Origin of the sequence: Streptomyces venezuelae, from assembly GCF_008642355.1 — a bacterium.
Taxonomy (GTDB): domain Bacteria; phylum Actinomycetota; class Actinomycetes; order Streptomycetales; family Streptomycetaceae; genus Streptomyces; species Streptomyces venezuelae_B.
In genome coordinates this window covers 5,464,913-5,488,370 of the sequence record NZ_CP029193.1, presented here as the reverse complement: position 1 = coordinate 5,488,370, position 23,458 = coordinate 5,464,913, and the positions used below count along the sequence as shown (strand labels likewise).

Sequence of the window (23,458 nt, the reverse complement as noted above, 5' to 3'; positions counted from 1 at the left end):
TGCCGAAGACCTACGCCGTCAGCTCCTGCCGCAGCGCCTCGCGCAGGCGTCCCGCACGCTCGGCGACCTCGGCGGGACCGAGATCGACCGCACGCGACGCCCACCGCTGCCCCTGCGCCAGCTGCCCGCGCCGGGCGTAGAGCAGGGCGAGGCGGAGCGCCGCCCGCCCGTGTCCCGCGTCGGCGGCCCGGGTCCACCAGAGCGCGGCCTCCGGCTCGCTCCCCTCGCGGGCGAGAAGCAGCCCGAGGTTGAACGCGCCGTTGCTGCTGCCCGCCTCGGCGGCCTTGCGGTACCACCGCGCGGCCTCGACGACGTCGCCGCGGGCGGACGCGAGCATGCCGACCCGGACCTGGGCGCGGCGGTGGCCCATCTCGGCCGCCCGCTCGTACCACTCCTCGCACTCGGTCTTCGCCGCCGCGGGCTCACCGAGGACCGGCGCCTCGGCAGGCGGGCGGCGCGCATCGAGCAGCGTTCCGAGGCGGTACGCCGCTTCGGCGCTGCCGCCGCCCGCCGCGCACCGCAGGTGCCGCTCGGCCTCCTGCTCGTCGCCCTCGCGCAGCCGCGCGGTGCCGACCTGGAGAGCGGCGTCGGTGTGCCCGGCCGCCGCCGCCCGCTCGTACCAGCGCAGGGCCGCGGCCTCGTCGCCACGGCTCGCGTAGAGGATCCCGAGGTTGAACGCGGCGTCGACACTGCCCGCCTCGGCGGCCTTGGAGAACCACGGCTCGGCGCCCGCCGCGTCGCCGCCCTGGAGCAGCAGCACGGCGAGCGCGTTGGCGGCCTCGCGGTGTCCCGCGTACGCGGCGCGGCGGTACCACTGGTCGGCGTGCGCGGTGCGGCCCTGCTCGGCGCAGAGCAGCCCGAGGTTGTACGCGCCGTTCACGTCACCCGCGTCCATGGCGGCGCGGTACCAGCGCTCGGCGGTCTGCGTCTCGCCCCGCTCGGCGTGCAGGGCGCCCAGCGCGTTCGCGGCGTTGCCGTCACCGTCCTGGGCGGCCTTGAGCCACCACACGGCGGCGCTCTCCTCGTCGCCGGCGTCCCGGAGGAGGAAGCCGAGGGCGCAGGCCGCACGGGCCTCGCCGTCCTTGGCGGAGTTGAGGTACCAGCGCCCCGCCTCTTTCAGCTCGCCGCGCCGCTCCAGGATCGCGCCGAGGTGCAGCGCGGCCCTGCGGTGGCCTTTGGCGGCCGCCTGGCGGTACCACTGCTCGGCCTCGTCGGCGGGCGTGCGCGCGGCGTCGCCGGCGCGGTCGGCGCGCTCGGTGGGGTCCGTGCGGCGTCGGGGCGCGGCTGCGGTGCGGTCCGGGCGGTCCGTGGTGGCGCGCCGGTCGAGGGCGCGGGCGAGGCGGTAGGCGGCCTCACGGTGGCCGCGCTCGGCGGCGGCGCGCAGCCAGCGCTCGGCACCGACGTCGCCGCGGTGCTCCAGGAGGTCGGCGAGCGCGTAGGCCCCGAGGGTGTGGCCCTGCTCGGCGGACTGGCGCAGCCAGTACTCGGCTGCGGGCTCGTCACCGCGCTCGCGGTGGTGCCGGCCGAGCGCGTGCGCGGCCGCGGCGGATCCGGCGACGGCGGCGACCCGCCACCAGCCGGCGGCCTCGTCGGCGTACCCGCGCTGGTGCAGGAGGACTCCGAGGTTGTTGGCGGCGGCGCGGTCGCCCTCGGCGGTCGCCGCGCGCAGCAGAGATTCGGCACCGTCTAGATCACCGCGGCGCAGCAGAAGGCTTCCGAGAACGCTCATCGCGTCCACGTCGCCGGCCTCGGCGGCCAGCCGGTGGCGCATCTCCTCGGCGGCCGCCCCGGGATCCTCCCGGTCGGCCGGCTGCACAAACCGCCCTGTCTCCAACAGAGTTGCCTTGTCCCCCATAACGTCCATCGTCGCACCACCTGCAACCTGGGTACATCTGGTATACCGCAGCCAGTGAGGTCACTTCAGCGTTTTGTCGACATGCCCACAGAGAGATAAGTCAAACACAGATCCCCCAACTCTCCCCCGACCGAGCACCGTTCACATTTCTTGGCATAGGACACCCGCACGCGCACAGGACGCCCGCACACGTCAGGCACCGGTACACACGACGAAGGCCCGGATCCGTAAGGATCCGGGCCTTCACCTTGCAGTAGCGGGGACAGGATTTGAACCTGCGACCTCTGGGTTATGAGCCCAGCGAGCTACCGAGCTGCTCCACCCCGCGCCGTTGTGTTCAAACCGTACCACGGCGCGGGGTGGCCGCTTCACCACTCGCTAGCCGCTCCGGTCACCCTTCTGACCTGCGTCCTTCTCCGCGTCCTTCTCCGCGTCCTTCTCCGCGTCCTTCTTGTCGGCGGCCTTCTGCGAAGCCTCCTCGGCCCGTTCGAGGGCCTCCTGGAGGCGGTCCTGCGCCTCGCCGTACTTCTTCCAGTCGCCTTCCTTCATGGCCTTCTCACCGTCCTCGAACGCCGTCTGCGCGTCGTCGAGGGCCGCCTGCACCGTCGGATCGTTCGTCTTCGGTGGCTTGGTCGGCTCGTCGCCGTCCTGGTCGGCCGGTGGCTTCGTGGCCCCCTCCGTGCTGAAGACCTGGTTCAGGCCCTCGCCGAGGGTGTCCGCGAAGGCTGTCTCCGTGCCGTACGACACGGCGACCTTCTTCAGAAGGGGATACGCCGACTTGCGTCCCTGTACGTAGACGGGTTCGACGTACAGGAAGCCGTCGTCCAGCGGCACGGTCAGCAGATTGCCGTAGAGGACGTCGGAGTCGGCGCCCTTCATGTCACGGACGAAGTTGCCGACTTCCGTCATGGAGTTCAGCTTGTTCTGCACCTGTTCCGGGCCGTCGACGTCGCCCTGGACTCTGAGCAGCTGCATCTTGCCGTAGTTCTTGCTTCTGGCGTCGGCGTCGACCGTCATGAACGCCCGCAGGTTGGGCCGCTCGCTCGGGGTGAACGTCGTCGTCAGGGAGAACTGCTGCTGCGTCTGGCCCGGCGACTTCATGGACAGGTAGTACGGCGGGACCGCGCTGTCGTCCTTCTTCGTCGGGTCGTTCGGCACCTGCCAGGCGTCACTCGCGTTGTAGAACTGGCCGGGGTCCGTGACGTGGTACTTCGTGAGCAGTTCGCGCTGCACCTTGAACATGTCCTGCGGGTAGCGCAGGTGGTCCATGAGCTTCGGCGGGATGTCGCTCTTGTCCTTGACGGTCCCCGGGAACGCCTTCTTCCAGGTCTTCAGGACCGGGTCCTGCTCGTCCCAGGTGTAGAGCTTGACGTCACCGGTGTACGCGTCGACGGTCGCCTTCACCGAGTTGCGGATGTAGTTGACCTGGTTCTGCTGGGCGATCACCGTGCGCTGGCTGTCGGCCTGCGACAAGGAGTCCGCCGTGGTGTCCCCGAGCGTCGTCCGCGAGGCGTACGGATAGCCGTTGCTCGTGGTGTAGGCGTCGACGACCCACTGGATGCGGCCGTCGACCACCGTCGGGTAGACGTCGCCGTCGATGGTCAGCCAGGGGGCGACCGCTTCGACGCGCTCCTTCGGGGTGCGGTTGTACAGGATCCGCGAACCGTCGCCGATGGCTCCGGAGTAGAGGATCTGCGGCTCTCCGAACGACACCGCGTAAGCCGCGCGGTTGATCGGGTTGGAGAGGTTGACGCCGCTGTCGCCCTTGTAGCTGTACGTCTTCTGACCGCCGCCGTTCTCCTCGTAGTCGAGCTCCTTCTGGGGCCCGCCGACGATCGAGTACTGGGTGGTCTTCTCGCCGTAGTAGATCCGCTGCTCGTACTCGCCGAGCTCGCCGTTGGTCGGCAGACCCGACTCGGTGAACGCCGGGGCGCCCTTGGAGCCCTTCTTCGTCTCCGTGCCCTTGGCGGCAACCATTCCGTAGCCGTGGGTGTAGGCGAAGTGGTCGTTGATCCAGTTGCGCTTGTCGAGCTTGTTCACGTCGATCTCGCGCAGGCCGACGATGGTGTCCTGGCCGTTGTAGCGGTCCACGTCCAGCGTCTTCGGGAACTGGTAGTAGCTGCGCTCCTGCTCCAGCTGCTGGAAGGTCGGCGAGACGATGTTCGGGTCGTTCAGGCGGTAGTTGGCCGCCGTGTCCGCGTCCTCGCGCTTCTTCTTCGGGTCCTCGTCGACCTTGCCCGCGCCCTTGTACTCCTCGGGCTTCACACCGTTGATGCCGTAGGCGTGGCGGGTCGCCTCGATGTTCTTCTCGATGTACGGGGCTTCCTTGGCCTGCTCGTTCGGCTGGACCTGGAACTTCTGGACGATCGCGGGGTAGAGCCCGCCGATGAGGATCGCCGAGAGCACCATCAGACCGAAGCCGATGACCGGCAGCTGCCAGGTGCGCCGCCAGAGCGTCGCGAAGAAGAGGATCGCGCAGATGACGGCGATGCAGAACAGGATCGTCTTCGCCGGCAGGTACGCGTTCGCGTCGACGTACTTCAGGCCGGTCCAGTTGTCCGTCGCCTTGAAGTCGCTGGACTTCACCGCGAGGCCGTACCGGTCGAGCCAGTACGCGATGGCCTTCAGCGACACGAAGACGCCGAGCAGCACCGAGAGGTGACCGGTGGCCGCGGCGGTCGCGCGCGCGCCGGGGCTGGTGATTCGCAGCCCGCCGTACAGGTAGTGCGTCAGGGCGGCGGCGACCAGGGAGAGCACCGTCGCCGCGAAGCCGAAGCCGAGCAGGAAGCGGTACCAGGGCAGGTCGAACGCGAAGAACGACACGTCCATGTGGAACTGCGGGTCCTTCTGGCCGAAGGACACGCCGTTGACCCACAGGAGCCAGGTGCGCCACTGTCCCGCAGCGGACGCGCCCGCGATGAGCCCGACCAGAGCGGTGACCCCGATGAGGAGCCACTTCTTGTAGGGGGCGATTCCCATGCGGTACCGGTCGAGGCTCTGCTGCTCCATCGACATGGCGCTCAGCGGCGGGCGCAGCCGGTGCGCCAGCCAGATGTTCACGCCGACTGCGGCCGCCATGAGCAGGCCGAAGACGAAGAACAGGCCGATCTTGGTCCACAGGGTCGTCGTGAACACCGACGAATAGTTGACCGACCGGTACCACAGCCAGTCCGTCCAGAACCCGGAGAACATGACGAAGGCCATGGCCAGGACGGCCAGGACCCCCAGTGTCATGAGCAGGGTCCGGACGCGCCGGGAGGGTCGGCCCACTCTGATCCGTGGCCCCGTCGGGCCTCCGCCGCGGTCCGGCATCTGGAAAGCCAAGGTGCGCACCTCGAAGTTCGCTGTTGATTCGCTGTTGGTCCGTCAGGCCCCCGAGATCGCGGACCCACACCTATGCAACTTACCTACGCTTTACTCGGTTCCCGTTTCTCGGGACTAACGAGGCAGGATTGTGACCATGTCCAACACTCCCATGGCAGCGAGCCCCCTCACTCGGGCGGTCCTCGAGATCGACGAGTACGTATCCGGCCTCGGCTGGGACCGGCCCGCCCGCCTCTTCGCGCTGGTCGACACGGCGCGACTGCGCACCCAGGAACCCGGCCTCGCCTCCCAGCTCGGCCTCGACGACGGCGTGGAGCACGCCGGCTTCACCCCCATCGAGCAGGAGGAGATCCCCGCCGACAAGCCGCTGGACGAATTTCTCGGCACCATTGCCTGGCCGGACGCGGTGGCGGGCTGCGCCCTCACGGTGGAACGCCTGATGCTGCCGCCCTCGGCCGAGGCGTCGGTCCCCGACGGTCTCGGCGAGGCGCAGCTCGCGAAGTGGGTGGCCGAGCACCCGGACCGCCAGGAGGTCCGCATGACGGTCGCGGTGCTCCGTGACGGTGCGCGCGAGTCGGCGCTGCGGCTGCGCGAGAAGGACTCGCCGACCGAGGTTCTCACCGGCTCGGACCTGGTGCCCGGCCTGGCCGAGGCGCTCGCGGCGACGTTCGCGTAGCTCGCCCGGCGGTACGTCTTCTTCCGTTCAGTACGCGGGTGGGGCTCCCCCACCCGCGTACCGCTGTTTCAGGTGGCCTGCCGTCTCAGGTGCACTGCGGCAGGCTGTCGGTGTCGCCCTTGCGGATCTTCTCCAGGGACTTCACGGCGTCGGCGATGGTGTCCACCTTGACGAGCGTGAGGCCGTCGGGGACGTCGCTCGCGGCGGCCGCGCAGTTGCCCTTGGGGGTGAGGAAGTACTCGGCGCCCTTCTCGCGCGCGCCGACGGTCTTCATCTCGATGCCGCCGATGGGGCCGACCTTGCCGTCGACCTCGATGGTGCCGGTGCCGGCCACGAAGTTGCCGCCGGTGAGGTCGTCGGGGGTGAGCTTGTCGACGATGCCGAGGGCGAACATCAGGCCGGCGCTGGGGCCGCCCACGTCGGCCAGCTTGATGTCGATCGTGAACGGGTACGTGTGGTCGGTCCCCGCCTTGATGCCGACGACGGCGTGGCCGGGGTCGTCCTCCGCGGCCTTCGTGGTGATCTTGATCTCGTCGGTCTGGGTCGGCTCCTTGCCGGCCTTCTCCGCGGCGGCCGCGACCTTGACCGGCACGACGGTGAACGTGACGGGCTCGCCGGGCTTGTGCTCGGTGACGAGCTTCGCGACGTCCGTCATCTCCTTGACGGGCTTGCCGTCCACCTTCTTGATGACGTCGCCCGCGTGCAGCTTGCCCTCCGCCGGGTCGCCCTTGAAGACGGTGGAGACGATGACCTGCGACTTGACCGGGATCTTGAGCTGCCTGAGGGCCGCGACCTTGGCGCTCTCCTGGGACTCGCTGAATTCCTCGGCGTTCTCCTGGGAGGACTGCTGTTCGGTCTTGCCGTTCGGGTAGAGCGTGTCGTGCGGCACCACGATGTTGTCGTGGGCCAGCCAGCCGTAGACGGCCTCCGCGAGGTTCATGTTGTAGTCGGCGCTGGTGACCCGGACCGTCGTCATGTTGAGGTGACCGGTCGTCGGATAGGTCTTGCGTCCGGAGATCTGCAGCACCGGCTCACCGTCGTGGTCTCCGAGGGTGTTCACCGTGGGGCCGGGGGACATCTCCGAGTACGGCACTTTGATGAGCACTCCGGCGCAGAGCAGCGCGATCAGCATCAAGGTGGAGGCGAGCATCGTCGCGGTGCGGCGTGGCATGGAACGACAGTACGGGACCTGCCTGTGAGAGCACCCCCGGGGCCGGGCCGTACGGGGAGGTCACATCCCTGTGCGGGACCCGGTCACGTCCCTGTGTGGGACTTCTCCATCGCCTCGCGGAACGCGGCGTAGCCGTTGAGTTCGGTGGCGTCGCCCGTGCGGCCGGACTTGCGGTTGCGTGCCGCCCAGCTCGCCCACAGACCCGCACCGACGGCTGCCAGGAGCGGAATCAGCAACCACGCGAGTGATGCCATGTCGACCTCCCGACCCCATGAGCCATCTCAACTGACTGATCAGCAGATTAACCATCCGCATGGTCAACGCTCACGGCAGGGGTCTGGTTACGCAACCGGAGCCGCACCGGCCCGTCACGCCCCGGGGCACGGACCTCGTCTCAACAGGCCCCGACCCACTCCTCCTTGCCGTCGGAGAAGCGCTGGTGCTTCCAGATCGGCACCTCGTGCTTGAGATCGTCGATCAGCTTGCGGCAGGCGTCGAAGGCCTCCACGCGGTGCGGGCAGGAGACGGCGACGACCACCGCGAGGTCCCCGACGGCGAGGTCGCCGACGCGGTGCACGGCGGCCAGGGCGCGCACCGGGTACTCGGCGACGACTTTCTCCGCCACCCGGCGCATCTCGGCCTCGGCGGTGGGGTGGGTCGAGTACCCCAGCTCGTCGACGTCGGCGCCGCCGTCGTGGTTGCGGACGGTCCCCACGAAGAGTGCGGTGCCGCCCGCCGCGTCGTCGCCGACGGCCCGGAAGACCTCGTCGAGGGAGAGCGGGGTGTCGCGGATCGCGAGGAGGCGGATCGGGTCCTGCGCGCCCTGCTCGCCCGGGTGGTCCATCGTGGTGCGTGCCATGCGGCCATGGTGCCGCACGGCACGCGCCTCACGGAATAGACCTTTCGCCCGGCACGCGCGTGTCCCCCCTTGGAGTTCCCTACAGGGGGTGGATTTCCTGCCGAGGGCTGCGGAGGGGACTGGTTTCTCAGATCCTCCTGCGGGCCTTCCGTGCCCTGCGCACGACCGCCGCCGCGCCCAGCAGGGCGACCGTCGCGCCCGCCGCGCCCGCGGCCGTGGCGTCCTTGCGGCCGAGCCGCCGGCCGGCCACGGTGCGGCGCCCGGAGACCTCGTCGAGGAGTTCCGTGAGGACTTCCTCGTTGGTCCACTGGGGGCGCCACCCGGCGTCGTGCAGCCTGCTGACGCTGACCACCCAGGGGTACATCGTGTACGCGAGATCGCCGGCCGGGGACGGGGTGAGCCCGATGCGGTGGAGCCGCGCGGCGGCGCCGAGCGCGACCGTCGAGGGCAGCTCCATGCGCCGGATCCCGCTGAGCTCCTCGACCTCCTCCTGCTCCAGCCAGCCCTCGCAGCCGACGGCCAGCTCGCCGTCGACCTTCTCGAGGACGGCGTACTCCAGGGCGCTGCACAGGTCCTCGACGTGGCAGAACTGCCAGGCGGGCCGCGAACCGGCGACGACCAGGAGGCGGGGCGACTCGAAGTAGCGCGTGAGAGCCGTGTCCGTGCCGCCGACCAGCGTCGCGGGACGTACGACGGTGACGTTGAGGCCGGGGTGCGCGCGGGGCGCCCGGCGGGCGAGCCGCTCGACCTCCAGGAGGTCGCCGACACCGGTGGCCTCGGCCGTGGCGCGCAGTTCGGCGTCTTCGGAGAGGGGCAGTTCGTTGTCGGGCAGCGCTCCGTAGACCATCGCCGAGGTGCACAGGACGACCCGGTGGACGCCGGCGGCGGCCGCGGCGGTCAGGACGGTCTGGGTGCCGCGCACGTTGTACGCGGTGCGGGCCGCGGCGTCGGTCTCCAGGTCGAGATCGAGCGCCAGGTGCACGACGACGTCGGCGCCGCGCAGTTTCTCCGCGATGGCCGGATCACGCACGTCCAGGATGTGCCACTGGGCCTGCGTGCAGTCGCCCCTGCGCTCGTCGATCGCAATGACCTGCTTGATCGCCTCCGACGTGGCAAGGCGCTCGGTCAGCAGCGCGCCCACACCGGAGGCGGCGCCGGTGACGGCGACTACGGGCCCCCGGACGGGCGCCGGGGTTGACGGGTTTCGCGCTGCGCGAACCTGTGGATCTGGGGAACTCACCGGGCGTCTCCAGCGGTTGTCTTCAGTACGTACGCGAATGACGCGTACGTACCAGGTGGCATCCATCCTGCCGCAGGCCATGAGTCGGCGAAGCACCGAGGCCCGATCCCGTCACGGTGTCTACGCTGGGTGGTGTTGTAGGGCAGCCGCCGCCGGAACGAAACCGGCGGCCTGACGAGCCGAGGAATCCCGTGAGTGACACCCCATTCGGATTCGGCCTTCCGCCGGAGGAGCCGGAAGACGGCGACGAGGGCAAGAAGAAGGAATCCCCCGGAGAGGGACAGCGCGGGGGACAAGGCGCAGGTGGACCCGCGAACCCGTTCGGTTTCGGGGGCTTCCCCGGGGCCGGTGCCGGCGGTCCCGGAGGCGGTGACAACCCGTTCGCCGCGATGTTCGGTTCGATGAACCCGAACGATCTGGGTGCCGCGTTCCAGCAGCTCGGCCAGATGCTCTCGTACGAGGGCGGCCCGGTGAACTGGGACATGGCCAAGGACATCGCCCGCCAGACCGTGTCCCAGGGCACGGCGGACGGCGTCAAGGACGCCAGCGTCGGTCCGGCCGAGCGCTCCGCCGTCCAGGAGGCCGTGCGCCTGGCCGACCTGTGGCTGGACGACGCGACGTCGCTGCCGTCCGGGTCCGGCACGGCCGTGGCCTGGAGCAGGGCAGAGTGGGTCGAGGCGACCCTGCCGGTCTGGAAGGAGCTCGTCGACCCGGTCGCCGAGCGCGTCGGCCTGGCCATGGGCGATGTGCTGCCCGAGGAGATGCAGGCCATGGCGGGCCCGCTGATCGGCATGATGCGCTCCATGGGCGGCGCCATGTTCGGCCAGCAGATCGGCCATGCCGTGGGCGTCCTCGCGGGCGAGGTCGTGGGCTCCACCGACATCGGCCTGCCGCTCGGCCCCTCGGGCAAGGCCGCGCTGCTGCCGGTCAACATCGAGACGTTCGGCAAGGACCTCGGCATCGACAAGAACGAGGTCAGGCTGTACCTGGCGCTGCGCGAGGCCGCCCACCAGCGGCTCTTCGCCCACGTCCCGTGGCTGCGCTCGCACCTGTTCGGCGCGGTCGAGGGGTACGCGCGCGGGATCAAGGTCGACACGGCCAAGCTGGAGGACGTCGTCGGCCAGCTCGATCCGCAGAACCCGGAGCAGCTGCAGGAAGCACTCCAGCAGGGCATGTTCCAGCCGGAGGACACGCCGGCCCAGAAGGCCGCTCTGGCCCGCCTGGAGACCGCTCTGGCACTCGTGGAGGGCTGGGTGGACGCGGTGGTCCACGCCGCCGCGAAGCCGCGTCTGGCGTCCGCCGACGCCCTTCGGGAGACGCTGCGCCGCCGCCGTGCGACGGGCGGCCCCGCGGAGCAGACGTTCGCCACGCTGATCGGTCTCGAGCTGCGTCCGCGCCGTCTGCGGGACGCCTCGCGCCTGTGGGCCTCGCTCACCGACGCGCGAGGTGTCGACGGCCGCGACGGCCTGTGGGAGCACCCGGACATGCTGCCGACCGCCACCGACCTGGACGACCCGGACGGGTTCGTGCACCGCGAGCAGCTGGACTTCTCCGAACTGGACAAGATGCTCGGCGAGGCGGCGGGCGGCGGTGCCGCGAAGCCGGACCTCAAGAAGGACGACGGGAACGGCACCGAGGGCGACGGCAAGGACGACGGCGACAAGTGAGTCTGTACGACGACACGGTCCTCGTGCTCAAGGCGTACGAGGACCAGCCCGAGCTGCGCCAGGCCTACCTGGATCACCTGGCGGCACACGGCGACGCCGGCCTGTGGAAGGCCTGTACGGACGGTCATGTGACGGCGAGCGCCCTGGTGGTCGACCCGACCCGCGGACGCGTCCTGCTGACCCTGCACAAGAAGCTGCGGATGTGGCTGCAGATGGGCGGCCACTGCGAGCCGGGGGATGCGACGCTCGCGGCGGCGGCGCTGCGCGAGGCCGCGGAGGAGTCCGGCGTGCCCGGCCTGACGCTGCTCGCGGGCGGCCCCGTCCGCCTGGACCGGCACCCGATCCCGGGACCGTGCACCCAGCACCTGGACGTGCAGTACGCCGCGCTGGCCCCGCCCGACGCGGTCGAGGCGATCAGCGACGAGTCACTGGACCTGCGCTGGTTCGCGTACGACGAGGTGGCGGACGTCGCCGACGATTCGGTGGTGCGCCTGGTCGAGGCGACGAGGACCCGCCTGTAGCGCAAGTGCCCTGAACAGGGGCGCGGGGAACTGCGCGACCAGCCGCAGCCGGTCCGCAGTCCCCCGCGACCTCCTCCGCTCGACCCAGCGGAGCGCTCAGCTCCAGACGTTGCCCTGGTTCTGCCCCCGGGCCCCTTCCTGGCCGACCCCGAACTGCGCCTGGGCGCCCCGCCCGATCACCGCGTTCTGGGGCGGCAGCATCTCGCTCGGCTGGACGAGCGCGTAGCCCTGTCCCATGAAGCTGAGCTCCCAGCCCTCGCCGGTGTTGCCGCGGCGCCGCCAGACGCCCGAGGAATGGGTCTGGGCCTGCATCTGGACGCGGAGGCCGTTGGACCACGCGACGATCGCGTCGGCGTCCGCGTTGACGTACCGGTCCGGTGTGACCTGGAGCATCAGCGGCTGGCCCGACGTCATCAGGGCGACCTTGCCGCGGCCTGAGATGTTGAGCTGGTACTTGCCGGAGCCGGAGATGCCGTACTGGCTGTCGACGGCGATGACCTGGTGGGTCAGCGACGAGTCCATCGCGAGGACGTAGCTGCTGTCCACGGTCAGCCCGTCCTGGTCGACATCCACTACGTGGATGTACTGGGCGAGGTTGGCGAAGTAGACCGTGCCCTGGCCGTGGCAGCGCATCAGGTCGAGACCCTCGCCGGTGTGCGCGCGGGCCCGCTGGTTGCCCTGGCTCTGGTACTCGGCGTCGAACTCGATCATCCCCTGGTAGGCGACCATCGCGCCCTTGCGGGCCAGGACGTCGTCGTGCCCCTCCAGGGCGACCCGCAGCAGCTGCGGGTTCTGGACGGAGTAGCGCTCCTGGGTCTGCTGCTCGGCGTGTGCGAAAAGTGGGCTCTGCATGGTGTCCTGCTCCCCCTCAGCCCCGTGCTCGGAGGCGGTCGGTGCTGTCCTCGCTGGGCTGTACGACGACGATGCCCTCTCCGGAGAAGCCCATCTGGTAGGCCTCGCCGCTGCCGCGCCCGATGAGGGAGCCGGCCTTGAAGCTGCGCTTGCCCTTCACCTTGAGGTTCGGGGACCAGGCGATCAGGGCGTCCGGGTCGACGTACGTCTCGTCCTCGCCACGGCCGCAGTCCACGACGATCGGCGTGCCGCGGGAGGTCAGCGCGACCCAGCCCTGACCGGAGATCTTGATGTTCCACAGGCCCTGTCCGGCGAACTTGGCCATGCCCTTGACCCGCTCGACACCCCACTGGAGGGACGCGTCGAAGGCGAGCAGGTTGGTGCCGTTCACCGAGAGGGAGTCGCCCGCCAAATTGATGAGGACGACATCCGCTCCGTAGTCGGCGAGGTAGAGCAGGCCGTCTCCCGAGCACTTCATCAGGGGTGCGCCCTCGCCGGTCATCCACTCGCGCGCGACCTGACGGACGGCGGGCGGATTCGGCTCGTACTGCACGAACCCTTCGTAGGCGACCATCGAGCCCACGCGCGCGAAGAGGTCGTTGCCGGTCTGCATGGCCACCTTGACCATGTGGTGCCCGTGGTTCTCCATGCGGGCGGCGACGGGTGCGGGGGCGAAGCCCGCGAGTTGCTGATTCATGACGGGCTCCCTCAGACCTCGTACGGCTGGACGACGATGAAATTGCCGGGCGCGCCACGGAACTGGAGGTTCACGCTCTCCCCCGTGGAGCCCGCGTAGGCGTTGCTGCGCAGCCTGACCTGGCTGGAGACGATCGCCTGCGCGGCGGCCGACCAGGCGACGACGGCGTGGCAGTCCGCGAACGTCGTCGGTGTGACGGGCAGCACGACGGGCACGCCGTGGGTCTTCACGATGACCGTGCCGGTGCCCTGGAACTGCATGACGAACAGGGCGCCGCCGGGAATCCCGTGGCCCTCGATCCTGCGCACCTCGTGCTGGAGGGTCTCGTCGAAGGCGAGGACGTTCTCCGCGGAGACACAGATCGCGTCACCCTGGAGTTCGATGGGGTGCAGATGGGTGGCTTCCTCGGCGAGGAACACCTGGCCCCGGCCGGAGCAGCGCATGAGCTGCATCTCCTGACCGGTGGCATTGCCCACGATGCGGCCGGCGAAGCCCGCGCCCTTGTAGCTGAACTCGACCTTGCCCTGGTAGAGCACCATGCTGCCCTGACGGGCCAGGATCGCCTGGTCGGCGACGCCCAGGTCGACGCGGATCAGCTTCTCGTTCTGCTGCGTCCAGCGCTGCCCGGTGGGTGCCTCGCGGTACTTCTGGAGGGCCGCAGCCACACCGGCGCCCTGGGGTGCCGCGCCCTGCGGGGCGGTGGGCTGGCCGGGGAACTGGCCGCCCGGGGGCTGCTGGCCGTAGCCGGGAGGCGGCGGGGCGGTGGGCTGCTGGCCGTACCCCGGGGGCGGCGGTGGCGTCTGCTGCTGGCCCGGGACCTGGCCGAACTGCGGCTGCTGAGGGGGCTGCTGGCCCGGCTGGCCGTACGGCGAGGGGGCCGGCTGGGGCGGCATGGCTCCTCCCGGCGGCTGGTTCAGCGGTGCCACGACGGTCTGCGCCGCGTGCACCGGCGGGCTCGCGGACGCCGGGGCCGGGGGCGGCGTGGCGCCCTGCGGCGGCGCGAAGTGCTGTGCGGGGGCCGGGGCGGGCGCGGGGGCCGGGGCGGGGGCCTGTGGGGGCGTGGCGGCGGGGGCGCCGAACGCGGGCGGCGCGGCGGCCTGGGCGGGCGGCGCGAAGGAAGGGGCGGCGGCCTGCTGCTGCGGGGCGGCGGGCTCCTCCTCGGCGACCTCGCCGCCGAAGTTGCGCAGGAGCGCCTCGAGGCCGCCGTCGAAGCCCTGTCCGATGGCGGCGAAGCGCCAGACGTCCTTCAGGTAGAAGTCGCCCAGCATGACGGCGCGCTCGGTGGAGAACTCCGCGCCGGTGAAGGCGTAGCGCACCACTTCCTCGCCGCCCGCGACGATGCGGATGTACCCGGACGCGACCTGCGACATCTGTCCGGCGCCGTCGATCGTCGCCGTGAACGACAGGCGCTGGATCTGCTGCGGGATGCGGTCGAGGGTGACCCGGAAGGACTCGGAGTCGCCGGCCTGGGCACCGAGGAGCTGGATCGACTCCTCGGGCGACTTCGGCTGGTTGAAGAAGATGAAGTAACGGTCGTCCGAGAGCCGCTCGCTCGCGTCCAGGCCGAAGCAACTGATGTCGAACGTCAGTCCCGGCGCCGAGATCTGTACGCCGACGTACAGATCCGTTCCGGCGGTGAGGTCACTGACCTTGGCCTTGTGGCCGCGTTGGAATTCCCTGGCCATACGTAACGACCGTCCCCCATCCCGAATGTGAATACGTCGCGTCAGGCTAACCGCAAAGTCCGACGGCGGGCCAAGCCGGTACAGACCCGCTACACAACCGCGGGATCCGGCGGTCGTTCACTCCTCTCGGGCGGCCGGCAGATGAGGCAGGCGCCCGGCGGCGACCACCCCTTCGAGGTACCCCCTGGCGCGCTCGGTGCGGGGGTAGGCCTCCAGGAGACGCCAGAAACGCGGGCCGTGACCGGGGACGAGGAGATGGGCGAGCTCGTGGACGAGGACGTAGTCCACGACGTACTCGGGCATGCCCTGCAACCGGTGCGAGAGACGGATACTGCCCTCGGCCGGGGTGCAGGAACCCCACCGGGTGTTCTGGTTCGTGACCCAGCGGACCGACTCGGGCCTGGCGCGGCCCGCGAAGTACTGGTCGGAGAGCTGACCCGCGCGCTCGGCGAGCTCCGCGTCGCCGAGGAGCCGCTTGCTCTCCTGGGCCGCGAGCTTGTCCAGCATCACGGTGACCCAGCGCTGCTCCTCCGCCTCGGACATCCGGGCGGGGATGAGGACCACGGTGCGGTCCCCCTCCCGGTACGCGGAGACCGTTCTGCGGCGGCGGGCGCTCCGTCTGACCTCGACCGCGCCGGCCCCCGCGCCGGACGGCGACGGGCTGGTCGTGCTGCGCTGTGGAGCTCCGGCGCGACGCGCTGAGGTCTCCCCAGCGACGCGAGGGGACGGGTCGGCGGGCACGCCCCGACGTTACCCGCTGGGCATGGGGGAAGTCCCGCCTCCGGGACGGTTCGGCGCTGTTCCGCTCCCCGTCCGTTTGATTAGTACGACGAATACCCACCGCCTGTGGACAACGCGACGCAGGGGTTCGCTGAGGCAGGCATTCTGGCATTCGACCGAGCGCGGCGGACGAGTCCGCGCCGACCGGCCGACGGGGGACGACCATGCATCCGATCGTGAAACCGGCACTGCGGCGCGGCTGGCGGGACCTGAGCACCGTGCAGTTCGGGGTGGCACCCGCGCACGCCTTGGTGCTCGGACCGATGGACACGGCGACGGGCAGCTTTCTGACCTTGCTGGACGGCACGCGCGGGGTCCCTCTGCTGCGGGAGGAGGGCCGGCGGATGGGGCTGCCGGACGGGCATGTGGACAGGCTGCTGGGTGAGCTGTCGCGGGCGGGTCTGCTCGACGATTCGACCGGGGGCGGCCCGGCGGCCGACGCGCTGCGCGGGCGCGGGGAGACCTTGGACCGGCTGCGGGGCGACGTGGCCTCGCTCTCGCTCCAGTCGCCGGGGCCGGGCGATGCGATTGCGAAGATGGCGGCGCGCCGGACGGTGCGTGTGCGGGTCCAGGGCGCCGGCCGGGTGGGCGCCGTGGTGGCTTCGTTGCTGGCGGGCGCGGGGGTCGGCCGGGTCGAGGTGCGGGACGGCGGACAGGTGCGTCCGTGGGATGTCGCGCCGGGCGGACTGCCCGCCGAGTCCATCGGCGAGCGCAGGGACACGGCCGCGCGCCGCATGGTGCGACAGGCAGCTCCCGGGCGTCCGCCCCGGCAGTCACCGGCCGAGGGGGACGGAGCGGACCTGTCCCTGGTGATCATCGCTCCGAGAGACGGCCTGGACGCGTACGCGCCAGCCCCTTCGGCAGCCGAGGAACTGCTCGCCTCGGGCACTCCTCATCTCTACGCGGGCGTGATCGAGGGGACGGGCGTGGTCGGCCCCTTGGTCCTGCCGGGGACGACCGCATGCGCGGAGTGTCTGTTCCGGCAGCGTGCGGACCGCGATCCCACCTGGCCGCGGATGCTGGCCCAGTGGCGCTCGGGTCAGTCGCGTCACGTGCCCGCGTGCGACCTGGCGCTGTCGACCTCGGTCGCAGGTCTCGCGGCCGGGCATGCCCTGACCTTCCTGGACGGCGGCCCGTCGGCCTGCTCGGGGGTGCGACACACGGCTTCCGTGCCCGGATTCGAGTGGCTTTCGAGCCCGATTTGGCCGCATCCATCATGCTCTTGTGGGGCGGGCGTGTCCGTTAAGGGGGATCGGCTCACCGTTGCTGAGAAGCCGCACGCAACAATGGCCGGGTAACCGCCTGACAAGGCGCGGCTGTCTGGGACTTGGAGGGGCGCATGTCTGATCTTCCCCGGAAGGCGGTCACCCGAACCGCCAAACTGGCCGCGCTGCCACTCGGCTTCGCGGGGCGCGCGACCTGGGGCCTGGGCAAGCGGATCGGGGGCAAGTCGGCGGAGATCGTGGGGCGCGAGCTGCAGCAGCGCACGGCCGAGCAGCTGTTCAAGGTCCTCGGTGAGCTCAAGGGCGGCGCCATGAAGTTCGGGCAGGCACTGTCCGTCTTCGAGTCCGCGCTGCCCGAGGAGATCGCGGGACCTTACCGTGCCGCGCTGACGAAGCTGCAGGAAGCGGCGCCGCCGATGCCCACCCGGACCGTGCACTCCGTCCTGGCGGAGCGGCTCGGCGAGGACTGGCGCGAGCTGTTCCTGGAGTTCGAGGACAAGCCCGCGGCCGCCGCGTCGATCGGGCAGGTGCACCGGGCGGTGTGGACGGACGGCCGTGAGGTCGCGGTCAAGGTGCAGTACCCGGGGGCGGGCGAGGCGCTGCTGTCCGACCTCAACCAGCTCAGCAGGTTCGCCCGTCTGCTGGGGCCGCTGATCCCGGGGATGGACATCAAGCCGCTCATCGCCGAGCTGCGGGACCGCGTGTCGGAGGAGCTGGACTACGGTCTGGAGGCCCAGGCCCAGCAGGCGCACGCCGACGAGTTCGCGGACGACCCCGACGTGGTGGTGCCGCAGGTGGTGCACCAGAGCGATCAGGTCCTGGTGACCGAGTGGATGGACGGAACGCCGCTCTCCGAGGTGATCGCGGAGGGCACGGAGGAGCAGCGCGACCGGGCGGGTCAGCTCCTGGCCCGCTTCCTCTTCTCCGGTCCCGCCCGCACGGGTCTGCTGCACGCCGACCCGCACCCCGGCAACTTCCGGCTGCTCTTCGACGAGAAGGCGGGGTATCGCCTGGGGGTCCTGGACTTCGGCACGGTCGACCGGCTGCCCGACGGGCTGCCCCCGACCATCGGGACGTCCCTGCGGATGACGCTGGAGGGCGAGGCCGACGCGGTCTACGACATGTTGTGCGCGGAGGGCTTCGTCAAGGAGTCCGTCGATCTGGAGCCGCAGGCGGTGCTCGACTATCTGCTGCCGATCATCGAGCCCATGGCGGTCGAGGAGTACACGTTCACCCGGGCCTGGATGCGGAAGCACGCGGCCCGGCTCGCCGATGTCCGCTCCCCCGCCTACCAGTTGGGCCGGTATCTGAATCTGCCGCCCGCCTATCTGCTGATACACCGCGTGACGGTGAGCACGATCGGGGTGCTGTGCCAGCTGGGGGCGACGGTGCGGATGCGGGACGAACTGGAGGAGTGGCTGCCCGGCTTCGTGGAGGAGCCGGAAGAAGCTGACGGGGCTGAAGGGGCTGAGGAGAACGAGGCGGTCGGGGCGGTTACGGACGGCAGCGCGGCGGCGGAGGGCTGACGGTGGGGTGCCCGGCGCGCGGGCGGCTCACCACCAGTCGGAGTCGAGGCGTCCTTCGATGGCTCTGAGGTTGGCCCGGGCGCAGGCGTCGCAGAAGTAGTGGCGGACGCCGTTCTCGACGGAGCAGGTCCAGGTCGGCGGTGTGCCCTCGGCGACCGTGCCGCAGCGGGAGCACACGAGCTGCTCCGGCTCCGGGGGCTCGGGGCTCTGCTGTCCCTGCTGTTCTTGCTCTGCCACCGGGCGACCATATCGCCGCGTGGGGAAGTTCGGTGAGTACAACGCACTGCGGGGGACGGTCCGTTCGGACCGTCCCCCGCGGTTGTATGTCGTCGTGCCGATGCGCCTGCGCGGCTGTTACTGCATGACCGCTATGGCGAGCGCGCGCCGGGCACGCAGCGAGGCGCGCTCCGCGCGGCGCTGCATGCGGCGGGCCGCCATCAGGCGCTCGGCCGGGCGTTGAGCCTCGGCTTCGCGCAGGCGTTCGTGCATATGCGCACGGGCCATGGCTTCGGGGCTGAGTTGCATCTCTCGGATCCTGTTCTGGCGCGGAACGTACGCGCCGGTGGTGGTGAAGTCTGGGGTGGCGGTGCCTGCCGACTCGCTGGTGGCTGCCTTCATCGGGGCCTGCTTCTTGGGGTCGTGCGTGAGGGGACGGTCGATGGTTCCGGCGGTGTTCATGCGACGACCGGGTTCTTGCGCGGGCGACCACGGGGCCGCTTGCGGGCAACCACGACGCCCTGGACGAACAGCTCGCCGCCCCAGACGCCCCACGGCTCACGCCGCTCCTTGGCGCCCGCGAGGCAGGCCTCCATCAGCGGACAGGTACGGCAGAGGGACTTGGCGTACTCGACGTCGGCCGGCGACTCCGCGAAGAAGACCTCCGGGTCGTAGGCACGGCAGGGGACGGGTACGCCGAGGTTCTCGATGGCGTCGTCGAGCGCGGTGAGCGCGGTGAGGGGAGTCAAGGTCGGGTCCTCCGTGGGTGCGGGCGGGGGGAGCGTCTGTGAAGGCGGTACGGACGGGGCGTGCGCTTCGAGTTGCACGGTGGTGTTTTCCTCGTCTGGTCGTGCCGGCCTGGGTCGGCCGGTTGGCGGCTGGTACCGGGTCTTGCTGTCGGCCCCTTCGCTCTGTTCTCCCTGTTCTGGGGAAAACAGAAGGGCCGCGGATCCCGGGTGGGGTTCCGCGGCCCTGAAGGCGCCGGTCTGATCGAGGATCAGACTGGATCACTCCAGGGTTCGAGCCCACGGAAGGCCCACATCGTGTGGTGCTGCGTCGTCTGCTTCCGGAATCCGGCACCGGCTGCCGCAAAGGCATAGGCCTGGGCCTGCGCCTCCGCTACTGCTGCTTCCGGTGCCTTGGTCGGTCGCTCATTGCCCTCATTGGCCTCGCGGACGGGAAGACCGGCGAGAGGCAGGGAGGGAGACATCGGACGGACGGCGGGAATGCCGCCGGACAGACCGGTGCCCTGGTTCGAGAAGCCGAGCAGGCAGGAAGCGACGACCGAGCGATCGGTCATTTTCGCGGTGCTGATGAAGCTCTCGTTGATGCTGATCACTGGAATTCGCCTCCTCTCGGCGTCTAGGGGATCGGCCGGAACCGGTCCTGCGGACTATCAAGTACAGCACGGAACCTCGGCTTCGGAGAAGCCGCCGTTTCCGTGTTAAGAACCTATGGGTCTTCCTTGCGCATGCGCAAACTATTTTTTCGACGAGTTTGAATCACTCGCCTTCGGCGCCCCTTACATAGTCCTGACCTGCACAGATGGCGAGCACCTCGGCGCCGAAACGGTGGAACTTGCGGACGCCGACGCCGGGGATGCGTGCCAGCTCGCCCTCGTCCTCGGGCACCGCCTCCGCGATGGCGATCAAGGTCTTGTCCGTGAAGACGCAGTACGCGGGCTGCCCCAGCTCCCTCGCCTGTCCGGATCGCCACTCCCGCAGCCGTTCGTAGAGCCCTTCGTCCATGTCGGACGGGCAGTCCTCGCACCGCATGAGCTTCATCTCGCCCGCCTCGGTCAGGGTCCGTCCGCAGACCCGGCAGCGGGCGGGCGTGCGGCTCTTGCGCTGCCGTCGCCCTTCCACCGGACCCGCGGCTCCGCCGGTGCCGCGCTCGATGCCTCCGGGACCGCCGCTCGCGGCCCGGGCGGCGGCGCCCGCTCCGGAGCCCGGCCGCAGTCCGTCGAGGAACCGGGTGGGGCGACGGGTGGGGCGGCCGCCCGGAGAGCGCGAGAGGGCCCAGGAGAGGGAGAGGTGGGCGCGGGCGCGGGTCACTCCCACGTAGAGGAGGCGGCGCTCCTCCTCGATCTGCTCGTCGGTCTTGGCGTAGGTGATCGGCATCATGCCTTCGGCGAGGCCCACGAGGAACACGGCGTCCCACTCCAGGCCCTTGGCCGCGTGCAGCGAGGCCAGCGTGACGCCCTCGACGGTCGGCGCGTGCTGGGCGTTCGCCCGTTCGTCGAGCTCGGCCACGAGGTCGGCGAGGGTCGCCTCCGGCCTGGCCCGCGCGAAGTCCTCGGCGAGCCGCACCAGCGCCGCCAGGGACTCCCACCGGTCGCGCACCGCCCCGGACCCGGCGGGGGGCTCGGTCGTCCACCCCTTGGTGGAGAGCACGGCCCGCACCTGGGAGGGGAGGTCGACCACGTCGTCGAGGAGCGCGTCGTTGCCACCGAAGCGGGCGGCGCCGCGCAGGGCCGCGCCCGCCTCGCGCACCTCCGTGCGCTCGAAGAACCGCTCGGCGCCCCGCAGCTGGTAGGGGACGTTCGCGTCGGCGAGGGCCTGTTCGTAGATCTCCGACTGCGAGTTCGTGCGGAACAGGACCGCGATCTCGCTGGCGGGGACGCCGTCGGCGAGGAGGGCGCGGATGCGGCGGGCGGCACCTTCGGCCTCGGCCGGCTCGTCCACGTACTCCGTATAGACCGGTTCGGGTCCGGCGTCGCGCTGTGAGACGAGTTCCAGGCGGTGGTCGGCGGCGCGGCCGCGGGCCTGGGAGAGGAGGCCGTTCGCGAGGCGGACGACCTGGGGGGTGGAGCGGTAGTCACGGACCAGTTTGACGACCGTGGCCCCCGGGTGGCGGGTGCGGAAGTTCAGCAGATGGTCGGGGGTCGCGCCGGTGAACGAGTAGATCGTCTGGCTGGCGTCGCCGACGACGCAGAGGCTGTCCCGGTCGCCGAGCCAGAGCTCCAGGAGGCGCTGCTGCAGGGGGCTCACGTCCTGGTACTCGTCGACGACGAAGTGCTGGTACTGGGCGCGGATCTGCTCGGCGATGTCGTGCCGGTCCTGGAGGATGCCGACGGCGAGCAGCAGCACGTCCTCGAAGTCGATGACGGCACGGTCGCGCTTCAGGTCTTCGTACGCCGCGTAGAGCTGTGCGATCTCGGCGGGGTCGCGGGGGACGTCGCGGCCCGCCTTCGCGGCGGCGGCCGCGTAGTCCGCGGGGACGGTCTGGGTGACCTTGGACCACTCGATCTCGCTGGTGAGGTCGCGCAGCTCGTTCCGGTCGAGGCGGATGCGGCAGGCCGCGGCCGCGTCCGCGACGAGTTTGATCTTGCGGTCGACGATCCGGGGCAGCGGTCCACCGACTGCTTTCGGCCAGAAGAACTGGAGCTGGCGCAGGGCCGCGGAGTGGAAGGTGCGGGCCTGGACACCGGAGGCACCGAGCTGGCGGAGGCGGCCTCGCATCTCTCCGGCGGCGCGGTTCGTGAAGGTGACGGCGAGCACGCTGGCGGGCTGCAGCATCCCGGCTCGCACCCCGTAGGCGATCCGGTGGGTGATCGCCCGGGTCTTGCCGGTGCCGGCACCGGCGAGGACGCACACCGGTCCGTGCAGGGCGGTGGCGACCTCGCGCTGCTCCGGGTCGAGCCCGTCGAGCACAGCGTCGGGGGAGTCCGGGACCTGCGGGAAGAGGGTGGAGTGCGTTGCTGATGTCACCCAGCCAGCTTGCCAGGTCTCCGGGGACGGGTGAGCCGGTTGTCCACAGGGAGGCGGAGCCGGTCGTACTAATACGGGAATGGTGGCCGGGTCGCGTACGTTCGACCCATTGCGATGACGCACCCCGAGCAACGAAGGAGCACGAGAGACATGCCGGGCACTGTGACGATGTACAGCACCACGTGGTGCGGCTACTGCCGCCGCCTCAAGGGTCAGATGGACCGTGAGGGCATCGCCTACACCGAGATCAACATCGAGCAGGACCCGGACTCGGCGGCTTTCGTCGAGAAGGCGAACGGCGGAAACCAGACGGTCCCCACCGTTCTCTTCCCGGACGGCTCGACCCTCACGAACCCCTCGCTGGCCCAGGTCAAGCAGAAGCTGGCCTGAAGCACGGCGCACCAGGTGCGGGCGGGCTCGGAGCCGGGCTCTCAGCCCACCGTCCCCGGCTTCGGCAGGGGCTTGCCGTACCAGAGCTCGATCAGGCGGGCCGCAATCGAGATGCCGTAGGGAGGCAGGACCTCCCCGGACTCGAATGCGGCCCGCAGGTCTTCCCGGGAGAACCAGCGGGCCTCGTGGATCTCCTCGCCGTCGACGTTGATCTCCGAGGAGGTCGCGTCGGCCATGAAGCCCAGCATGAGGCTGGAGGGGAACGGCCAGGGCTGGCTGGCGACGTACTCGACGTCGCCGACCGTGACGCCCGCCTCCTCGAAGACCTCGCGCCGCACCGACTGCTCGATGGACTCCCCCGGCTCGACGAAGCCCGCGAGGGTCGAGAAGCGGCCTTCGGGCCAGTGCACCTGGCGGCCGAGCAGGATGCGGTCCTCGCTGTCCCGGACCGCCATGATCACGGCGGGGTCCGTGCGGGGGTAGTGCTCGGCGCCGCAGGCCTGGCAGCGGCGGATGTGGCCGGCCGCCGCGATGACGGTGCGCTCACCGCAGCGTGAGCAGAAGCGGTGCAGGCGCTGCCAGTTCTCCAGGGCCACGGCGTGCACCATGAGGCCCGCGTCCCGGGGCGAGAGCAGCAGGCCCGCCTCGCGCAGCCCCGCGGGGCGCGCCGACTGGTCCATGCGGCCCGGCAGGGTGTCCTTCTGGAGCGCGAAGTAGCTGACGCCGTCGTCGTCCGTGCCGAGGAAGTAGCGGTGTTCCTCGGTGAGGGGCGCCTCGAAGGAAGGCGTCATCACCAGTTCGGTGTGCCCCTCGGGCGTCTCGTCGATGAGCACCTGACCGCCGGAGACCACGAAGACCCGGGTGGTGGGGTGGCTCCAGGCGGCGGCGAGCCACGCCTCGTCCATGCGGTGGTGCGCGGCACGGTCGATGCCGCTCGGCGCGGTCAGCGAGACGGGCCGGTCTGCGGTGCGGTCGGTCCAGGTGGTCACAGGTGCTTCCAACTCCCCCGATGGAATGGGTGGTTCAGCAGGGCATGGGGCCGGGGCGTGCTCGGCGACCCGGCGGA

General features: G+C 70.7%; 22 protein-coding genes and 1 tRNA gene. 6 read left to right on the top strand and 17 right to left on the bottom strand.

The annotated features are described in order from the left end of the window. Nucleotides 1-10: 10 nt before the first annotated feature. The 3 genes from DEJ47_RS25615 to DEJ47_RS25605 form a co-directional block, all read right to left on the bottom strand. Nucleotides 11-1,864 carry a tetratricopeptide repeat protein gene (locus DEJ47_RS25615; protein ID WP_150172032.1) on the bottom strand — a complete coding sequence of 618 codons (1,854 nt, stop codon included), beginning with the start codon at nt 1,862-1,864 and terminating at the stop codon, nt 11-13. Between the two features lie 245 nt (nt 1,865-2,109). After that, nucleotides 2,110-2,183, bottom strand: a tRNA-Met gene (locus DEJ47_RS25610). 50 nt (nt 2,184-2,233) lie between these two features. Continuing rightward, the gene (locus DEJ47_RS25605) at nt 2,234-5,167 is read right to left on the bottom strand and encodes a UPF0182 family protein (RefSeq protein WP_150175862.1); all 2,934 of its coding nucleotides are present in this window, start codon (nt 5,165-5,167) and stop codon (nt 2,234-2,236) included. 148 nt (nt 5,168-5,315) lie between these two features. On the opposite strand from DEJ47_RS25605, the gene DEJ47_RS25600 reads away from it, so the two are divergent. Then, nucleotides 5,316-5,855 carry a PPA1309 family protein gene (locus tag DEJ47_RS25600; RefSeq protein ID WP_150172030.1) on the top strand — a complete coding sequence of 180 codons (540 nt, stop codon included), beginning with the start codon at nt 5,316-5,318 and terminating at the stop codon, nt 5,853-5,855. A gap of 85 nt (nt 5,856-5,940) precedes the next feature. Here DEJ47_RS25600 and DEJ47_RS25595 read toward each other — a convergent pair whose 3' ends face one another. The 4 genes from DEJ47_RS25595 to DEJ47_RS25585 form a co-directional block, all read right to left on the bottom strand. Further along, a complete protein-coding gene (locus DEJ47_RS25595) occupies nt 5,941-7,026 on the bottom strand; it encodes a PDZ domain-containing protein (protein ID WP_150172028.1) in 1,086 nt (361 codons plus the stop codon). Between the two features lie 83 nt (nt 7,027-7,109). Then, complete coding sequence (locus tag DEJ47_RS36570; RefSeq protein WP_165283978.1) at nt 7,110-7,280, bottom strand: hypothetical protein; 171 nt, start codon at nt 7,278-7,280, stop codon at nt 7,110-7,112. Between the two features lie 140 nt (nt 7,281-7,420). After that, on the bottom strand, nt 7,421-7,885 hold the full coding sequence (locus tag DEJ47_RS25590; protein WP_190415558.1) for a molybdenum cofactor biosynthesis protein MoaE: 465 nt from the start codon (nt 7,883-7,885) through the stop codon (nt 7,421-7,423). Between the two features lie 127 nt (nt 7,886-8,012). Continuing rightward, nucleotides 8,013-9,125, bottom strand: a complete 1,113-nt coding sequence (locus tag DEJ47_RS25585; protein ID WP_150172026.1) for an SDR family oxidoreductase — start codon at nt 9,123-9,125, stop codon at nt 8,013-8,015. A gap of 191 nt (nt 9,126-9,316) precedes the next feature. Between DEJ47_RS25585 and DEJ47_RS25580 the strand changes: the two genes are divergently transcribed. After that, nucleotides 9,317-10,792, top strand: coding sequence for a zinc-dependent metalloprotease (locus DEJ47_RS25580; protein WP_150172024.1), 1,476 nt, complete (start codon nt 9,317-9,319; stop codon nt 10,790-10,792). Beyond that, the gene (locus tag DEJ47_RS25575; RefSeq protein WP_150172022.1) at nt 10,789-11,313 is read left to right on the top strand and encodes an NUDIX hydrolase; all 525 of its coding nucleotides are present in this window, start codon (nt 10,789-10,791) and stop codon (nt 11,311-11,313) included. Before DEJ47_RS25580 ends, DEJ47_RS25575 begins: the two co-directional genes overlap by 4 nt. Before the next feature lie 96 nt (nt 11,314-11,409). Here DEJ47_RS25575 and DEJ47_RS25570 read toward each other — a convergent pair whose 3' ends face one another. The 4 genes from DEJ47_RS25570 to DEJ47_RS25555 form a co-directional block, all read right to left on the bottom strand. Further along, nucleotides 11,410-12,165: an AIM24 family protein gene (locus tag DEJ47_RS25570; protein WP_150172020.1), complete on the bottom strand. Its 756-nt coding sequence runs from the start codon at nt 12,163-12,165 to the stop codon at nt 11,410-11,412. Between the two features lie 16 nt (nt 12,166-12,181). Further along, entirely contained in the window at nt 12,182-12,862 is a 681-nt protein-coding gene (locus tag DEJ47_RS25565; RefSeq protein WP_150172018.1) for an AIM24 family protein, read from the bottom strand. A gap of 11 nt (nt 12,863-12,873) precedes the next feature. Then, nucleotides 12,874-14,547: a TerD family protein gene (locus DEJ47_RS25560; RefSeq protein ID WP_150172016.1), complete on the bottom strand. Its 1,674-nt coding sequence runs from the start codon at nt 14,545-14,547 to the stop codon at nt 12,874-12,876. Nucleotides 14,548-14,664: 117 nt separating this feature from the next. Beyond that, nucleotides 14,665-15,288, bottom strand: coding sequence for a M48 family metallopeptidase (locus tag DEJ47_RS25555; RefSeq protein WP_150172014.1), 624 nt, complete (start codon nt 15,286-15,288; stop codon nt 14,665-14,667). Between the two features lie 203 nt (nt 15,289-15,491). Here DEJ47_RS25555 and DEJ47_RS25550 point away from each other — a divergent pair, with 203 nt between their 5' ends. Next, entirely contained in the window at nt 15,492-16,625 is a 1,134-nt protein-coding gene (locus tag DEJ47_RS25550) for a ThiF family adenylyltransferase (protein WP_150172012.1), read from the top strand. A gap of 41 nt (nt 16,626-16,666) precedes the next feature. Beyond that, complete coding sequence (locus tag DEJ47_RS25545; RefSeq protein WP_150172009.1) at nt 16,667-18,076, top strand: ABC1 kinase family protein; 1,410 nt, start codon at nt 16,667-16,669, stop codon at nt 18,074-18,076. Nucleotides 18,077-18,103: 27 nt separating this feature from the next. Here the strand turns inward: DEJ47_RS25545 and DEJ47_RS25540 are convergent, their stop codons facing one another. From DEJ47_RS25540 to DEJ47_RS25520, 5 genes are all read right to left on the bottom strand, one after another. Continuing rightward, nucleotides 18,104-18,313 (bottom strand): hypothetical protein, encoded by a 210-nt coding sequence (locus DEJ47_RS25540; protein WP_150172008.1) that lies wholly within the window; start codon nt 18,311-18,313, stop codon nt 18,104-18,106. A gap of 117 nt (nt 18,314-18,430) precedes the next feature. Then, on the bottom strand, nt 18,431-18,754 hold the full coding sequence (locus DEJ47_RS25535) for a hypothetical protein (protein ID WP_150172006.1): 324 nt from the start codon (nt 18,752-18,754) through the stop codon (nt 18,431-18,433). Beyond that, on the bottom strand, nt 18,751-19,119 hold the full coding sequence (locus DEJ47_RS25530; protein WP_055565619.1) for a WhiB family transcriptional regulator: 369 nt from the start codon (nt 19,117-19,119) through the stop codon (nt 18,751-18,753). The genes DEJ47_RS25535 and DEJ47_RS25530 overlap by 4 nt, the downstream gene beginning before the upstream one ends. A 170-nt stretch (nt 19,120-19,289) precedes the next feature. Continuing rightward, nucleotides 19,290-19,631, bottom strand: a complete 342-nt coding sequence (locus DEJ47_RS25525; protein WP_150172004.1) for a hypothetical protein — start codon at nt 19,629-19,631, stop codon at nt 19,290-19,292. Nucleotides 19,632-19,794: 163 nt separating this feature from the next. Then, nucleotides 19,795-22,083 carry an ATP-dependent DNA helicase UvrD2 gene (locus tag DEJ47_RS25520; protein ID WP_150175860.1) on the bottom strand — a complete coding sequence of 763 codons (2,289 nt, stop codon included), beginning with the start codon at nt 22,081-22,083 and terminating at the stop codon, nt 19,795-19,797. Between the two features lie 69 nt (nt 22,084-22,152). On the opposite strand from DEJ47_RS25520, the gene DEJ47_RS25515 reads away from it, so the two are divergent. Further along, nucleotides 22,153-22,392: a mycoredoxin gene (locus DEJ47_RS25515; protein ID WP_150172002.1), complete on the top strand. Its 240-nt coding sequence runs from the start codon at nt 22,153-22,155 to the stop codon at nt 22,390-22,392. A gap of 41 nt (nt 22,393-22,433) precedes the next feature. On the opposite strand, the gene nudC is transcribed toward DEJ47_RS25515, so the two are convergent. Beyond that, nucleotides 22,434-23,381, bottom strand: a complete 948-nt coding sequence (nudC, locus tag DEJ47_RS25510) for an NAD(+) diphosphatase (protein WP_190415555.1) — start codon at nt 23,379-23,381, stop codon at nt 22,434-22,436. Nucleotides 23,382-23,458: the final 77 nt, after the last annotated feature.